Here is a 15,289-nt window from a genome sequence, read left to right on the forward strand (position 1 = left end):
ACGTTCAATGCACAGGCAAGCCAACGACGTCGAGAATGTCACTGAATTTTATGAGGTTAACGGCTTTGCAATCGTCGGGCAGAGATCCATAGCCCCAACTGGCAAAGGCAAACGGAATTCCATACGCACGGGCGGCTTCAAAATCGTTCCAGTTGTCTCCGATCATTATCTTGGAAAGCTTTTCATAATCGGCCAACGCCACCACTGCACTTAGGTGTCTAGGGTCAGGCTTCTTAAAGGACACGCTATCCCCACCACAAACGACATCCATAAATCTCAACAGGTCGGTTTGCTTGAGAATATCGATGGCAATCAATTCGTTTTTATTCGTACAAACCGATATTTTCCATCCCGCGTCTCGCAACGCGCTGAGGGTTTCAATTACCCCCTCATAGGGTTTTGTCATCAGGTGGTCAGTATGTTCGTAGCGCGAGATGAAGGTATCGATCGCTTCTTCCATATCATTCACGCCCCGCAAGCAGAACGCCCGCCTGGCAAATGAACGCATTCCGTCGCCGAGGAATAATGAAGTTGTTGCGACCAAAAGTGGCTCAAGATTCCGCTCGATAAGAATAGTGTTCAGTTGCGCTGTCATGTCGCCCGCAGAGTCGACGAGAGTGCCATCAAGGTCAAAAATGATTGCGTCAGTCCCAATCGGCTGAGTAATTTTCAGGTCATTTATCGACATATATTTTTACTCATGTTTTGCAGCGCTCTGGCTCTGGCTTTTTTTGCTACGCATCAGCATATACACCGCAGCGGATTCGAGTAGCGAGATCAGAAAGCGGTTATTTGAATGCAGCTAGCCCGGCCTGAGCGATCTCTTCATCGTGCTGGGGTGTGTCCGCAGATACGCCTACGGCCCCAACAGTGTGCCCATTGACGACGATCGGAAAACCGCCACGCATCAGCACAAAGCCCTGGGCGGTGATGGCGGCAGGTCGGGCGCCGTTGATAGCGTCTTCTAGCGCACCGCTGGGACGGCGGAATAGAGCGGCTGTGCGTGCTTTCCCGGGGGCCAGTTCAACGCCTGCTGGCACAGCGGCGTTGTCCATGCGAGCCAGGAGAATGGGCAGGCCAGCACTATCGACCACTGAGATCACGCATGGCCACCCAGCCGTTTGCGCCTTCGTTTGCGCTGCTGTGAGGATCTGTTGAGCGGCGGCAAGCGTTAGAACTGGCTGGTTGGGCAAATCTAATGCTGCGGCTGCTGGCAAGGAAACAAGTGTGAGGGATCCAGCAAGGCCAACAGCGACTGCGATGTGGGGGAGACGGAACATGGTGAACTCCTAGGAAAGTGAGTCCATGATTGAAACAGGGGAGACAATTCAGAACAATAAAGCCTATTAGTTATATAATTCAGAAAAACTGAATATGGGAGTCAAGTGACATGGACATTCGCCATCTTCGCTCCTTCGTCACAGTTGCGGAAAATCTACATTTTTCACGCTCAGCTGAGCAACTGGGCGTTTCTGCGCCAACGCTCACTGCGCAGATCCAGGAAGTCGAGAGCTTGTTAGAAGCCAGGCTTTTTAATCGAACAAAGCGGTCTGTCGCTTTGACACCGGCTGGGGAAGCGTTTCTGACAGAAGCCCGCTCAACCCTTGAACAATTTGAGAGGGCTATTAATGTGGGCCAACGTGCAGGCCGAGGCCAGGTTGGCCGAGTGGAAATCGGCTACGTGGGTTCAGCCGCCTTTTTCGGGGTACTCCAAGACCAAGTCCAGCGCTTTCGCAGTCAGTGGCCAGACGTCATGGTGAACACCAAGGAACTCCCTACCGAACAGCTCACGGCACTTCTTGAGGATGGGCGGATTGATGTAGCCTTTGTCCGCATGCCCGTACAGCTACCTGATGCAATCTCCAGCCGTATTTTGGCGCGAGACCGCTTCTGCCTGGCGTTGCCAGCTGACCATATCCTGGCAAAGACAGATGATGACATTCGCCCGAGCGCGCTTGCGAGCGAGTTGTTTGTGCTTCCTGAACAAGCGTCAGGGTTGCGTGAGGTGGCCAAGCGCGGGAGATTCGATCCATACATTGGTTCGGTTCCCGGAAGTCTGGTCGCAGTACTGACACAGGTGGGACTGGGCGTGGGTATAGCGGTCATTCCCAACGTTCTGATTCAAACTATCCAACTGCCGAATGTTGTCTTTAGGGCGATAGCTGGGCCTCCCATTTTTTCAGAGGTGGGGGCTTTGTTTCGCCGCCATGAGAGGCTGCCGATTGTGTGCAACCTCATTAGCCAGATACTTGAGACCGATGAACGCGTGTAAATAGGCGATCCATCTGCGGACTGCACGGAAAGAAATGCTGTGAGGGAAGTTTCACCGTGACCTGTATGGCGAGCAATAGACCTTTTCAGTGCTCCGACCACGAGATGGTGACTGGCATCAGCGAATGCTGCGGCAGTTTCGGGCCGTTTACTGCCCATCCGCAGCCTTGCTCGACCCTGGCGAGCCGCACGCCCGCGAGGGCGGATGATCAGAACAGCCCGCCCAAGGAAATCGTCGCGCCGCCCCCAGCCTGCAGTCCAACGTTAAGGCCAGCGGCGACGATCACGCCTTTGGCTGAGCGCAGCAGGCGCGTCGTGATGTCGTGGGGCAGGAGCAGGTTGCCCATAGGCGTCAGTGTGGCGGCGGCCATGGCCAGCAGCTTGGGGTCCAGACCGAACAGCATGGCCGAGCCGCTGGCCCCGCCGACCAGGCCCACGCCCGCTTCAATGAACACACAAGCGCCTTGGAAGTCCTCCCGGGTCAGACCGCGGGCAGCGATCGAGTCTGCAACCAGCACTTGGCCAAACGCCGGAAAGTCTTCGCTTGCGCCAGCGGCCCCGACGCTCTTGCCGCGCACGTGCAAGTTGACTTTGCCGAAACGTGGCAGGCGCGCGCCGATGCCCATGCCGACCCCGACCGAGCCATAACGAAACTGCTGGTCGACTCCCTTGGGGTCGGTCAGTGTCAATGCACCGCCAGCGGCGGCCGCGAATACTACGGTCAAGCCGCCGCTGCTGGCTGTCTTGTAGCGCCAGTCACTGACAGTGACGGGTAATGGGATTTGCATTTGAATATCCTTATAGGTGCCGCGCTATCTGGCGCCGACGAATCCACGCGGCCACATGGTAGCCGCCGCCTGCGATAAACACGATTGCGAACAGGCCCGTCAGTAGGGTCGCGCCCCATAGCGCACCACGGTCTTCAATGATTGCGGTACTGGAGGGTGCATCGGCGCGGTAAAACACCGTCACTGAGTCGCCCACCGCGTAGCCGAATATAAACCCGCTCTCGGGGTAGCTGACCGTCTTGCCTGCGGCGTCGGTAAAATCAATTTGTGGGTGGCTGCCGCCCGCGTTCAGGGCGCTGACATGCCCTTCGGCGCGTTGCGCCTGGGCCAGAAAGCTCAGCCGATCTTCGACCAGCCATAGAGTGAGGTAGAGCAGGCACAGGCCCAGCGGGATGAATATCAGTGCGCGGGGCAGATCGCCGCGCCCGGGAGAGGCTCTCTTGGTCATGGCAGGTCCCTTGCGTCATGCATAAACGGCGGCTATTACAATCAACCGGTGGGGCGCTGTCAATCGGCCGGGCAAGAACTGCGCCTGACCCCGTCCAGCGTTCATGTGTGGTAAAGCCGCTGCACCGGGCTCTACCAACAGATAGCCGATCTTGCCGTTGGCAGTACCCGATTGTTGTGGGCAATTTTCAAGGTATGCCTCCAAAACCGGGAAAGGAAAAACCTGATCGGATAGCGGCCGGGGCAGGGACATTAATCGGGGGAGGGCTTGATTGAACAGGTTTTGCAGAAGCCCCTCACCCTGCCGCAGAGTCAGAAGCTCTCAAGACGCACGTGGATTCCCGCTCGTCCAGCCAGCTCGACAACCTCTTCGAGCCGATCCGCGTCAACAATGAAGCCGTCGTAATTTTCACCTCCGGAGTCCAGGTGAAGAAACCGTTTACCGAACTGGGCCAGCCACTGATCAAAGTTATCGAGAACCTGTGGCATGGATGAAGCGTCTTCCCTTACATAGGCGTAGGGCACCTTCAAGCCACTGGCGCTGACCAGAAAGGGCGCTTGATACTCAAACACGTCATAGCCCTTCCAATCCACGCTGAGGAGGACAAGGTGTTCAAGTTTTTGTCCCTTGGCGTCATTCAGGAAACCTTCGGTGAGGGCACTGCAGGGGTCATCTCCCATCGCGTATCTGCGCATAACGCGGCGGACAAGTCTGGCGCCTTCTTTTTCCGCAGTGGTCGCCACCAGCGCCTGGGCGAAGGCTTCGAGGGCTTTTTTCTGGTTAGGGTCGCTTCGCTCGGGCCGCAGCTCTTTCATGATTGCTGAAGCGCTGAGGTTGGTTTCCTCGGGAGGCGGCATGGTAAAGCGTCCACCAAACAACCGATCCAAAATGCCCATGTCTGTCCCTGTGTGAGTGTGAGGAAAACCATTGAGTTACGCGCAACTACCGTTCAACAACTGTCCAGGGAAGATCAAGGCACGGGCGCTGGGGTCACGGTGTACCAGCCCGACGGTGTTTTGGCACACACCTGCGGTCTCAGCGGTGTTTCTACGGTTGTGTCGGCCTGGGTGGAGAGTTGGCGAACGGCAATCACGCAGCCGGCCTTGAACGTGCTGATTTTCATCATTTGAAGTTCCATTTCATAGTCTTTACCTGGCTCGGGGATGAGCGTGACAGGTGCGGGAAAGCAGGATAGTTGCGATCCCCCCATGGCGAACCCTGCAATAAACGGCTTACCGGCCGGGATGACATGTTCGTCAAACACCTTGGGCGATTGATTGATAGCTTTGCTCGCCTTGCTGGCAGGCATGCCAATCACGCTGTTCTGACGGTCTGTCGCCCTGAAAGGGTAGAGTCCCGCCGAGTCGACATGTGCTGTTTGCCATCCGGCTTCTTCAGACGTTTTGGTCAGCAGGGTCTCGTTGTATAACTTCTCGCAGGTCTGGCCACTGATGAAGCCCGCATGGGTGGTGTCACCTGTGATCAGGCGGACGCGAGCCGTATTGGCCGGGTCATATTGGCTGATTTGTGCTTCGTTGCGAACGTCCGTCTTGGTGGTTGCGCAGCCGATCAGTGTCAAGCTGACGGCCAGCGGAAAAAGTAAACGCATGGGTAACCTTCATATCCTGTGAGGGTCGGTGGCCGTAACCATACTATGGCGGGGATACGTTCGCCCACTTGCGATACACGCGGGAAGGGACGGGGAGGGGGACGTTCATGGCGGCTGCGGCGCGCGGGGCTGTACATTGACGTAGCATCGCCGCATATCATTCAGCCCCGGATATTATCGGGAATGAAAATTGGCCCACTGGACGGGATGACATTTGCCTATCACATCACCAGCTCACACGTTGCGCGCACTGCCGGAGCTCGATTACTACCACATTAAGTCGGTTCAGCTCCCCGTTGGAATCACCACTCTTGAAGCGTGGAACATCACAACGGCTGAGCCGGGGCTGGTCATGCGGCTGGCTTTCCGAATAAGGGACGCCATTTCTGCGTTATTCGGCGTGAGGCGAATCGGCGGGTTCTCCGGCGTTGCGCGAAAAACAGTACGCGCAGGCGAACACCTGGATTTCTTTCTGGTGGAGCACAGCGCCTCCGATATCCTGGTTCTTACAGAGCGGGACAGGCACCTGGATGTCATGATCTGCCTTTCGATAACAGATCGTGTGCTCACCATCACATCATCGGTCATCACGCATAACCTCTATGGGCACATCTACATGTTGCCGGTAGGGCTTGCCCATAAGGTGATCGTCAGTCGTCATCTGCGGCGACTGAAAAGAAGCCTTGAAAAGCGGTAGAGGTTGGTTATTCCGACTCCATCAGCACCCGTCCTATCGCCCACTGACAGGCGCATGCACTGCCATCAACTCAGCCACCCATTCGATAAACACGCGCAGCTTCAGGCTGATATGCCGGTTCGGCGGAAAGGCCACGTAAAGCGGCATCGGATCGAGGTTCCAGTCCACGAACAAGGGCACTAATTCACCCCGGTCCGCGAAGGCTTTCGACATGTACGTGGGCAGCCACAGCACCCCCAGACCGGCCAGGCCGGCAGCGAGGTAGGCATTGCCGTCATCGACCGCCAGGGCGTAGCGGCCCTTGATCTGGAGGGTTTCAAGGTGCTTGCGCATCGCATAGGGCAAGGGCTTGCCGGTGCGAGCCCACAGGAAGCCGACGATACGATGATTGGCGTCTTCCAGTTCCTGTGGGTGAGCGGGCGTACCTACGCGTGCCAGGTAGCTCGGCGCCGCAAAAACGCCGAGGGGAAGATCGCCTACCCGGCGCGCCATTAGGGATTGATCGGTGAGTTCGCCGCCGCGCACCACACAATCGACGTTCTCATCGATCATGTCGACGATACGGTCGCTGACGCCCATGTCGATCTGGATGTCCGGGTACCGGGCGTAAAACCCAGGCAACGCGGGGATGAGGATCATGCTCGCCAGCGGGCTTGGCACATCCACGCGCAGGCGGCCCCTGGGTAGGGTCGCCGCGCCGGACAAGCTGGTCTCGGCGTCGTCCATATCGGCCAGCAGCTGCAGCACGCGTTCGTAGTACACGGCGCCGTCGGCCGTGACGTTGACTTTGCGCGTGGTGCGGTTAAGCAATTTGACCCGCAGGCGCGCCTCCAACTGCTGCACCAGTTGCGTCACGGTAGTCTTGCTCATGTGCAGGGTCTCGGCGGCCTTGGTGAAGCTGCCGGCTTCCACCACGCGAGCAAATGCCTGCATTGCATCAAAACGGTCCATGACGGCCTCGGCGATCGATTGTTTGGGTTTCACAAACAGTGCTGGCTAAGGTTGCTGGTTTATCGTCCTGACACAAGCCCCTAGAGTCTGCCCATCGCTAATTACGGGTCAATTTCGACCCTTTGATGGAGGCATCCATGACGCAGCGTAATGTGGTTTTTCCGCCTGGACGCCAGGCGCTGTATGAGCGCAATCGCTATTCACCCGCCATCAAGTCCAATGGCTTTTTATTCGTGTCGGGGCAGGTCGGCAGCCATGAAGACGGTTCGCCCGAACCCGACCTGGAGGATCAGGTCCGTCTGGCGTTCAACAACCTGAATGCGATCCTGGGCGCTGCCGGTTGCACCTTTGACGATGTGATTGACGTGACGGTGTTTATCGTCGATCCCGAATCCAGGTTTGAGACGATCTGGAAGGTGGTGCCGGAGTTCTGGGGCAGCGCGCCACACCCGACGCTGACTGGCGTAGGGGTTACGTGGCTGTATGGGTACCAGTTTGAGATCAAGGTGATTGCCAAGCTGCCAGACCCGGGCCCAGCGATCACATAAGGGGCCGACGAGGTCCGCACTGGCACACACACCTCAGCAAGTACGGCTAGGCGCAGGCATGTCGGTATAGTTGATCCTATGGTCCAGCGCATATCCCGGAGCTACCAACAGTGTCTGACTTGCCAGGCAACGCCGCCTACACAAAGCGCTTCGACGCTGTACTCGCCTATATCGACGCGAATCTTGAAGGTGACTTGTCGGTGAAGACGCTGAGCCAGGTGGTGCACTTTTCGGTGTTTCACTTCCATCGGCAATTCACCGCGTTCATGGGCATGCCGGTTGCGCGCTATGTGCAACTGATGCGCCTGCGACGTGCGGCGCATGGCTTGTCTTCCGGCGCTGATTATTCGGTGCTGGAGGCAGCGTTGGGTGCGGGCTTCGAAAGTCCCGAGGCCTTTTCCAGGGCGTTCAGGCGGGCGTTCGGCATGACGCCGAGTGCATTCAGGAAGCGACCGAATTGGCAGGTCTGGCGTGCAGTGTTCAGCGTCCCTCATTTTTCCAGGAGCATCATCATGCAGGTACGAATTGTGGAGTTTCATTCAGTCAGGGTTGCAGCCTTCGAGCACCGCGGCGCCCCGGGGCTCGTGGATGAAAGCGTGCAGACATTCATCGCGTGGCGCATGCAGAGCGGACAGTCGCCGGTGGCTTCGAGTCGCAGCTTTGGTATTCCTTTCGGCAATCCTGATACGACCCCGGCCGACGAGTTCCGGTTTGCCATTTGTGGCGAGATTGACGAGGTGCTGGCAGCGAATGAGTTCGGCATCACTGAACGCGTCATCCCGGGCGGGCGCTGTGTAGTGGTGCGTCATGTGGGTTCGCCGGATCACATCGCAGAGTCGATCTATCCGATCTATCGCGACTGGCTCCCTGGCAGCGGCGAGGAACTTCGAGACCAGCCCTTATTTTTCGAGTACCTGAGCATCTCCCCCGAGACACCGCAGGATCAATGGCAGACCGATATTTATGTGCCGTTGCAGTAGCGGCGCTCGCCAGCCTGTGGGAGCGCAATTGCGCTTCCACGCCTGGCGTTGCAGCCAGCGCCGCTACGGTTGAGCGGTCCACACCGCCAGTTCATAACCGTCCGGGTCAATGAAGTGAAACCTGCTCCCGCCAGGGAACGAAAAGGTTTCCCGGCTGATCACGGCGCCGACGGATTTGAGCCGCTGCTGCGTGCCTTCAAGGTCATCCGCGTACAGGATCACCAACGGTCCACCCGGTCGAACGGGCTCCCCGGTAGTGAAGCCGCCGGTCAGTCGCCCATCGCTGAACTCGGTGTAGCTGGGGCCGTAATCGACGAACTCCCAGCCGAAAACCGCGCCGTAAAAGGCTTTGCTGCGGGCGATATCACCCACGTTGAACTCGATATTGTCGATCTGTCGGTCTTGACCGCGAACGCTCATGGTTGCCTCCTTGGCGGATGGTTGAGGTGCGAGTGTAGCGGTTTACGCCCAGGACTGGGTTACCATGCCGCCGCGAAATTCCCGCCGAACCCTCTGGCTACTTATGTCCTCCAACGCGCTGTACACCGACCTGTCCATCTACTACGACCTGATGTGCGCCGACATTGACTACCGCGCGCAGAGCCACAGCGTGCGCCGCCTGCACCAATTGTTCGGCAATGACGGGCGCCGCCATCTGGACCTTGCCTGTGGCACCGGGCCGCATGTGCGCCACTTCCTCGACTTCGGCTACCGCAGCGCCGGCCTGGACATCAGCCAACCGATGCTGGACCTCGCCCAACTGCGCTGCCCCGAAGCACAGTTCAGCCGCCAGGACATGGCCGATTTCCAGGTGGACGAACCGCAAGACCTGATCACCTGCTTCCTGTACTCGACCCATTACAACCCCGGGCTGGCCCAACTGCGCGCCTGCTTCGCCAGCGTGCACGGCGCACTCGCAGACAACGGCGTGTTCTGCTTCAACGCGGTGGACAAGCTGCATATCGACAACCGCTTGCTCGTACGCCATAGCGTCGAGTTTGAAGGCAGCCACTTCACCTTCGGGTCCGGCTGGTATTACAGCGGAGAAGGGGAGCAGCAGGCGCTGCGCCTGAGCATCGAGAAGACCACGGCGGGGGTGACGGAGGCTTGGCAGGATGAGCATGCCATGGTGGCGCTGAGTTTCACTGAGTTGCAGGCACTGTTACAGCCGCACTTCGAGGTGCAGGTGTTCGAGCATGACTATGAGCGGATCACGCCCTGGGAGGGCGTGACCGGGAATGCGTTGTTTGTGTGTGTGAAGCGTTAATAAACTGCCGAAGAGTGCTAGTGATGAAACCTCCTTCCCAACGCATCCAACCGCACCGCAATCGGCGGCAACTGCTCGCTGCTCCTGGCCAGCATCTCCACCTCGTCAGCGGTGTTTTGAGCAATGCTCTGCACCGACTGCAACCGCCCCACAATCTCCAGGTTCGCCGAGGTCTGCTCGCGGGTAGTCATCACAATCCGCCCATTCAACTCGTCGATCTGGGTAATGTCGTTACCCACCGCTTGCAGCATTTCCACTGCCAGCTGACTGTCCTCCACACACCGTTCCACGCCCTGGCGGCTGTCGTGCATGGCTTCCACGGCCTGGCGGCTGCCTTGCTGCAGGCCCTCGATGATGGTTTTGATTTCCTGGGTGGACACGGCGGTGCGTTGCGCCAGGCTGCGCACTTCGTCGGCGACGACGGCGAAGCCGCGGCCTTGTTCGCCAGCGCGGGCTGCTTCGATGGCGGCGTTGAGGGCCAGGAGGTTGGTCTGGTTGGCGATGCTGCTGATGACTTCGAGCACGGAGCCGATTTGCTCGGTTTGCGTGGCCAGGCCTTGGACGGTCTGGTTGGTGCCTTCCAGGCGTGAGGCGAGTTGGGTTATTTCGTGCTGGGCGCGGCCGACGCTTTCCTGGCCGCGCAGGATTTGTTTGCTGGCTTTGCCGGCGTGTTCCACCGCTTGTTCGACATGCACGGCGATGTGGCCCATGGCGTCTTCCATGCGTTGCATCGAGCCGGTCATCTGGGTGATTTCCGCCAGTTGGTGCCGCGCACCTTTTTCCAGGGTGCCGCTGGCGCTGGCCAGTTCCTGGCCCAGTTGGCCCAAGCCATGGGAGTCGCGGGCGACACCGTCGATCAGGTGGGTGAGTTGCTGCAGGAAGTGCTCGAAACGCCTTGCAAGGGACACGCGTACCTTGCCTTCACCCTGAGTGCTTTCTCCGGTGAACTGGGACGTGACGGCGAGCATCTTCTCGAGCATTTCCTGGCTCTCGACGGCTTCGGTCTGGCTGTGTACAGCGAGGTAGAGCAGGGCGACGGTTTCCATCACCACGTAGAAGGCGTGGACGAACACCATGGTCCAACCGCCGTGATGCGCCATCACGAATACCGGGAAGCCTTGATGTTGCAAGGCGTGGAACACCACGTGGTGCACGGCAATGGTGAGCGCCGCCACCAGGATCGGCAGCCAGTCTCGATAGAACGTCAGCACTGCCAGCAGCGCGAAAATCCCGAAGTGCGCTTCGATCACGCCTTGTGCCTGGTTGATCTGCAGCGCGGCCATCACCATCAGGCCAGCGCCCAAGGCGCAACGCATCACACGGGTGCCGCTGATGGCTCGATAGAGCGCGGAGAGCACCACGCTGGTGCCACCACCCACGACTATGGCCTGGAGTAACGTGTCGTGCCAGAACGCCAGGCCGAGGGAGAACAGGAACATCAGCCAGATAAGTGCCAGCATGATGCGGTCGGCCTTGCGGTAGTGCTCGAAAAAACGCGTACGGGTGGGCATTCACACTTACTCCATGTGGTCTGGCCGAGACAAAGCGAGGGGCAGGGTGGAGCGAATCAGGTGTTTTTGGTTTTTATTGGATTCAGTGACGCCAAGCGTATATCGGCATCAGGGGACGGGACTTGAGGAACGGCTACCCGGGGTCGGTAGCCGTCTATCGGGTGGCGGTCAGAAGCTGTACTTTGCCGTGACGCCAAAGCTGCGCGGGTTGCCGTAGGTGTCGGTAGAGCCCCAGATCGGGCTGGTGCCGATTGCCGAGTAGTAGGTGCGGTCAAAGATGTTGTTTACGTTCAACTGCAGGTCCAGGTGTTTGTTCACCTGGTAGCCGGCCATGACGTCCGCAACTGCATAGCTGCCTTGTTCCAGGCGATAGGTATTGCTATTGGCGAGGACCACATCGTTGTACATGCGGCTCTGCCAGTAGACGTTGCCACCGATGCGCAGTTTTTCCAGTGGGCCCTGGAAGCGGTAGGAAGTGGTGAGCTTGAACAGGCGCTCCGGGGTGTCGGTGTCGAAGCGCTGGTTGTCGTTGGCCGGCTTGGTGTCCTTGATGTAATGGGCACGGGTGTAGGTGAAACCGCCGCCGACTTGCCAGTTCTCGGTGAGCGCGCCTTGCAGTTCAAGGTCGATACCTTGGCTGCGTACCAGGCCCGAGGCTTCATAGCAGGCAGTGATCGGGCATCCGACCTGGCTGTCTGGCAGCGTTGCGCGGTTTTTCTGGTCGATCTGGAATACGGCCATGCTGGCGTTGAGCGCGCCGTTGAAGTATTCGCCCTTAATACCGACTTCGTAGTTCTCGCCGACGATAGGTTCCAGCGGCTTGTCCGAAAAGTCTCGGCTTGTCTGCGGTGTGAAGATGTCGGTGTAGCTGGCGTAGACCGAATATTGATCATTCAGGTCGTAGATCACACCGGCGTAGCGCGTGAGGTTGCGGGTGACTTTGTAGTCGCCGTCGTCCTGACGGTCATCGTAGTCGTACCAATCCACGCGCGCACCGAGGATCACCTTGAGCGGATCTGCCAGGTTCAGGCGGGTGGTCAGGTACACGCCATCTTGAGTGGTGATGCTGTGGCCTTTGCCATCGCGTACGAAGTCCGGCTTTGCCCCATTGAGCGGGTAGTTGGTGTCGTAGGGGCTGTATTCCTTGGACGTCGCGTCGTAGATGCGCTTGCTGGTGCCGACGACCACCTCATGGGTGCGGCCAAAGGCTTCGACGGGGCCGCTGAAGAAGGTGTCCAGGCCGTACTGTTTGTCGTCCTGGTGGGATTGGTAGGCGGTGCGCGCAAGTGTGGTCTTGTAGCGCGACTGATAGGTACCAGTGAATACGCCGTCCAACTGTGACGACGAACCCGCGACGTGGAGCTTCCAGCCGTTGTCGAAGCGATGTTCGATGTCACCAAATACGGTGTCAATGGTCAGCTTCTTGTTTTCCCAGTCTGAGCCGGGGTTGGTGGAGCGGGGCAGGTTCAGGTGGTGGCCGTCGGTGCCGATGGGCAAGCCCCCCCAGAAGAAGTTGGTCTGGTCCTCCTGGCGCGAGAAGCCCAGGGTAGCGGTGGTGTTTTCGCTGAGGTCGGCTTCACCAATGGCGTAGAACAGGCCGTGGTCGCTTTCTTCCCCGTCGCGGAAACTGTTGGCGTCGCGGTAGGAGCCCACTACGCGGCCGCGCAAGGTGCCGCTGTCATTCAATGCATTGGAGGCGTCGAATTCGCCGCGATAATCGTCCCAACTGCCGGCGGCACCGGTGATCGATACCTGCGGGGTGGCGGTGGGGCGCTTGCGCACAAAGTTGATCGCCGCGGAAGGGTTACCGGCGCCGGTGACCAGGCCTGTGGCGCCACGAATCACCTCCACACGGTCGAACATCGCCAGGTTGGGCTGCACGCTATTGGCGTAGCCGGAATAGGAACTGGGGATACCATCGAACATCATGTTGTCGATGTCGAAGCCACGCGAGCTGTACGTCTGCCGACCAGGGCCGCTGGATTGGCTGAGGAACAGGCCGGGGGTGTTCTTGACCACGTCGTTGACGCTGGTCATGGCCTGGTCGTCCATGCGCTGACGGGTGATGACCGTGACAGCCTGGGGCGTCTCGCGCATCGTCAGTGGGAGCTTGGTGGCGGTGGCCATCTTTCCGGTGGTGTATGACTGCGTACCTTCAGTGGTTTCGCCAAGCTGCTCTTCGCCGGAGATTTGCGTGGCACCCAGTTCAAGGATGGTGGGCGGCGCTTCGGTATCGACGGCGAAGGCCGCTTGTGAAGCAGCCAGACACACCGCCAACGCGATCAAACTGAGTGTAAAACCTTTACCGCCGTGTTGTTGCACAGACATGAACTGAACTCTCCCCGACTGCCGTTCTTGGCAAATAATAAATCTGTTGATAATTATTCGCATTAGTTTGGCAGGTTAAGCTTGCAGGAAAAAGCCTTTGGGGAGAATTAGTTAACGAATTTTTCACATGTTGAGGGCAGGCTTTTAGCCATCACCTGCCGTGTTCAATGTCTTCTTTAGCGCGTTCAATCGCGTTTTGGAATCGCCACCCGACTCGTCGCCTTCACCTCGCGCAACGCCAGGCTCGACTGGATCGACGCAATCCCCAGCTGCCGCCGCAGCACGCTCTCGACAAACTCGCTGTAGCTGTCCAGATCCTCCGCCAATACCTGCAACAGATAGTCCGCATCGCCGGTGATCTTGTGGCAAGACAGCACCTGAGGCAGCTCTTTGATCACTGCTTCAAACGCATCCGGGGCATGGTCGGTGTGGATCGCAAAACGCACGTGCACGAACGCCATGATGTCCAGGCCGAGCAGCTTGCGATCCAGGTTGGCCTGGTAGTCCTTGATCACACCTTCTTCTTCCAGGCGTTTGCGCCGGCGCCAGCAGGGGGTGAGGCTCAGGGACAGACGCTCGCTCAGTTGGGCGTTGGAAATACTCGCGTCTTCCTGCAGCAGGGCGAGGATGGCGAGATCGGTGTCGTCAAGAACGACCTGTTTGGTTTTATTTTTCATATTCAGCTATCGCGTGGGTAAAAACACCCGATAAAGCTATCAGCGTCAGAAGTAAAAGCAAAGAAAGCCCTGCGCTGCCAGAACAAAATAGACCCTGTCTTTTACTGGCGGATGTATCCAAATGCTGACTGTTTTTAGTGATGACCACCGTTTGCACCACGGCACCGAACTCAAGGACGGCGTGCTCAAGCCCTCATTCGAACAACCCAGCCGCGCCGACACCGTGCGTGACCGCGTCCGACACGTTGGGCTGGGCGATATCATCGTGCCGCGCAGCTTTGAGCGTGCCTGTTACGTCAACGCCCACAGCGAACGCTACGTCAGCTTCCTCGAAACCGCCTGGGCCGAATGGACCGCCATCGGCCGCAGCCATGACGCGCTGCCGCTGGTATGGCCGGTACGCGACCTGGCCAATCAACAGGTGCCGGACTTTATCGACGGCAAGCTGGGCTTTTTCGCCATGGACGCCGGCTCGCCGATCACCGCCACCACCTGGCACGCCGTCAAGACCAGCGCGGATATTGCGCTCACCGGCCTGGCGCTGATCGACGAAGGCCACAACAGCGCTTTCGCCTTGTGCCGCCCACCGGGGCACCATGCGGCCCGCGAATACATGGGCGGCTATTGCTACCTCAACAACGCCGCGATTGCCGCGCAACAGGCCATCACCCAAGGCGCCAAGCGCGTCGCGGTACTGGATGTGGATTTCCACCACGGTAACGGTACGCAGAATATTTTCTACGACCGCCCGGATGTGCTGTTCATCTCCCTGCACGGCGAGCCTTCGGTGTCCTATCCGTATTTTTCCGGCGCCGACAGCGAACGCGGCGCAGGTGCCGGGGAGGGCTTCAACCTTAATTACCCTTTGCCGAAAAACACCACGTGGGGTCAGTACAAAACCGCGCTGATCCACGCTTGCGAGCAACTGAAACACTTCGCCCCCGACGTGCTGGTGATCTCCCTCGGCGTCGACACCTTCAAGGACGACCCCATCAGCCACTTCCTGCTCGACAGCCAGGACTTCCTCAGCATGGGCGAACTCATCGCCACCGTCGGCGTACCGACGCTGTTCGTGATGGAAGGCGGCTACATGGTCGATGAGATCGGCATCAATGCCGTCAACGTCCTGCACGGCTTCGAAAGCAAGACCGCCTGAGCCAATAACAACACACGCTCGATTCTTTTTTTCTGCCAAAACTCAAAAACATAACAAG

Annotated in this window: 17 protein-coding genes; 6 read left to right on the forward strand and 11 right to left on the reverse strand. The window is 58.6% G+C overall.

The window, feature by feature from the left end; genetic code table 11:
• Window positions 1-4 precede the first annotated feature (4 nt).
• Both ACHPFG_RS14495 and ACHPFG_RS14500 read right to left on the reverse strand, forming a co-directional pair.
• The gene (locus ACHPFG_RS14495) at window positions 5-688 is read right to left on the reverse strand and encodes an HAD hydrolase-like protein (RefSeq protein WP_431703274.1); all 684 of its coding nucleotides are present in this window, start codon (window positions 686-688) and stop codon (window positions 5-7) included.
• Window positions 689-788: 100 nt separating this feature from the next.
• Window positions 789-1,280, reverse strand: coding sequence for a GlcG/HbpS family heme-binding protein (locus ACHPFG_RS14500; protein ID WP_340054106.1), 492 nt, complete (start codon window positions 1,278-1,280; stop codon window positions 789-791).
• Window positions 1,281-1,390: 110 nt separating this feature from the next.
• Here ACHPFG_RS14500 and ACHPFG_RS14505 point away from each other — a divergent pair, with 110 nt between their 5' ends.
• The gene (locus tag ACHPFG_RS14505; protein ID WP_131696129.1) at window positions 1,391-2,272 is read left to right on the forward strand and encodes a LysR substrate-binding domain-containing protein; all 882 of its coding nucleotides are present in this window, start codon (window positions 1,391-1,393) and stop codon (window positions 2,270-2,272) included.
• A gap of 208 nt (window positions 2,273-2,480) precedes the next feature.
• Here ACHPFG_RS14505 and ACHPFG_RS14510 read toward each other — a convergent pair whose 3' ends face one another.
• The 4 genes from ACHPFG_RS14510 to ACHPFG_RS14525 all read right to left on the reverse strand — a co-directional run bounded on the left by ACHPFG_RS14510 (window position 2,481) and on the right by ACHPFG_RS14525 (window position 5,116).
• A complete protein-coding gene (locus ACHPFG_RS14510; protein WP_431703276.1) occupies window positions 2,481-3,059 on the reverse strand; it encodes a hypothetical protein in 579 nt (192 codons plus the stop codon).
• 10 nt (window positions 3,060-3,069) lie between these two features.
• Window positions 3,070-3,507: a DUF3592 domain-containing protein gene (locus tag ACHPFG_RS14515; RefSeq protein WP_431703278.1), complete on the reverse strand. Its 438-nt coding sequence runs from the start codon at window positions 3,505-3,507 to the stop codon at window positions 3,070-3,072.
• Between the two features lie 311 nt (window positions 3,508-3,818).
• Complete coding sequence (locus ACHPFG_RS14520; RefSeq protein ID WP_431703280.1) at window positions 3,819-4,403, reverse strand: DUF6630 family protein; 585 nt, start codon at window positions 4,401-4,403, stop codon at window positions 3,819-3,821.
• Window positions 4,404-4,477: 74 nt separating this feature from the next.
• The gene (locus ACHPFG_RS14525) at window positions 4,478-5,116 is read right to left on the reverse strand and encodes a hypothetical protein (RefSeq protein ID WP_431703282.1); all 639 of its coding nucleotides are present in this window, start codon (window positions 5,114-5,116) and stop codon (window positions 4,478-4,480) included.
• A gap of 214 nt (window positions 5,117-5,330) precedes the next feature.
• Here ACHPFG_RS14525 and ACHPFG_RS14530 point away from each other — a divergent pair, with 214 nt between their 5' ends.
• On the forward strand, window positions 5,331-5,813 hold the full coding sequence (locus tag ACHPFG_RS14530; protein WP_431703284.1) for a DUF2867 domain-containing protein: 483 nt from the start codon (window positions 5,331-5,333) through the stop codon (window positions 5,811-5,813).
• A 33-nt stretch (window positions 5,814-5,846) separates the two neighbouring features.
• Here ACHPFG_RS14530 and ACHPFG_RS14535 read toward each other — a convergent pair whose 3' ends face one another.
• Complete coding sequence (locus ACHPFG_RS14535) at window positions 5,847-6,764, reverse strand: LysR substrate-binding domain-containing protein (protein WP_431703286.1); 918 nt, start codon at window positions 6,762-6,764, stop codon at window positions 5,847-5,849.
• 137 nt (window positions 6,765-6,901) lie between these two features.
• Between ACHPFG_RS14535 and ACHPFG_RS14540 the strand changes: the two genes are divergently transcribed.
• Together ACHPFG_RS14540 and ACHPFG_RS14545 are read left to right on the forward strand one after the other, a co-directional pair.
• A complete protein-coding gene (locus ACHPFG_RS14540) occupies window positions 6,902-7,312 on the forward strand; it encodes a RidA family protein (protein ID WP_431703288.1) in 411 nt (136 codons plus the stop codon).
• A 110-nt stretch (window positions 7,313-7,422) separates the two neighbouring features.
• A complete protein-coding gene (locus tag ACHPFG_RS14545) occupies window positions 7,423-8,292 on the forward strand; it encodes an AraC family transcriptional regulator (RefSeq protein ID WP_431703290.1) in 870 nt (289 codons plus the stop codon).
• Window positions 8,293-8,355: 63 nt separating this feature from the next.
• Here the strand turns inward: ACHPFG_RS14545 and ACHPFG_RS14550 are convergent, their stop codons facing one another.
• Window positions 8,356-8,712 carry a VOC family protein gene (locus ACHPFG_RS14550; protein WP_431703292.1) on the reverse strand — a complete coding sequence of 119 codons (357 nt, stop codon included), beginning with the start codon at window positions 8,710-8,712 and terminating at the stop codon, window positions 8,356-8,358.
• A 103-nt stretch (window positions 8,713-8,815) separates the two neighbouring features.
• On the opposite strand from ACHPFG_RS14550, the gene ACHPFG_RS14555 reads away from it, so the two are divergent.
• The gene (locus ACHPFG_RS14555; RefSeq protein WP_431703294.1) at window positions 8,816-9,559 is read left to right on the forward strand and encodes a class I SAM-dependent DNA methyltransferase; all 744 of its coding nucleotides are present in this window, start codon (window positions 8,816-8,818) and stop codon (window positions 9,557-9,559) included.
• 17 nt (window positions 9,560-9,576) lie between these two features.
• Here ACHPFG_RS14555 and ACHPFG_RS14560 read toward each other — a convergent pair whose 3' ends face one another.
• The 3 genes from ACHPFG_RS14560 to ACHPFG_RS14570 form a co-directional block, all read right to left on the reverse strand.
• Window positions 9,577-11,070: a methyl-accepting chemotaxis protein gene (locus ACHPFG_RS14560; protein ID WP_431703296.1), complete on the reverse strand. Its 1,494-nt coding sequence runs from the start codon at window positions 11,068-11,070 to the stop codon at window positions 9,577-9,579.
• Window positions 11,071-11,238: 168 nt separating this feature from the next.
• Window positions 11,239-13,398 carry a TonB-dependent siderophore receptor gene (locus ACHPFG_RS14565; protein ID WP_431703298.1) on the reverse strand — a complete coding sequence of 720 codons (2,160 nt, stop codon included), beginning with the start codon at window positions 13,396-13,398 and terminating at the stop codon, window positions 11,239-11,241.
• 185 nt (window positions 13,399-13,583) lie between these two features.
• Window positions 13,584-14,075 (reverse strand): Lrp/AsnC family transcriptional regulator, encoded by a 492-nt coding sequence (locus ACHPFG_RS14570; RefSeq protein ID WP_131696139.1) that lies wholly within the window; start codon window positions 14,073-14,075, stop codon window positions 13,584-13,586.
• A gap of 121 nt (window positions 14,076-14,196) precedes the next feature.
• Here ACHPFG_RS14570 and ACHPFG_RS14575 point away from each other — a divergent pair, with 121 nt between their 5' ends.
• Window positions 14,197-15,231: a histone deacetylase family protein gene (locus ACHPFG_RS14575; protein WP_431703300.1), complete on the forward strand. Its 1,035-nt coding sequence runs from the start codon at window positions 14,197-14,199 to the stop codon at window positions 15,229-15,231.
• Window positions 15,232-15,289: the final 58 nt, after the last annotated feature.

Source organism: Pseudomonas sp. BR20 (assembly GCF_050780135.1).
In the GTDB taxonomy this organism is placed as follows: Bacteria; Pseudomonadota; Gammaproteobacteria; order Pseudomonadales; family Pseudomonadaceae; genus Aquipseudomonas.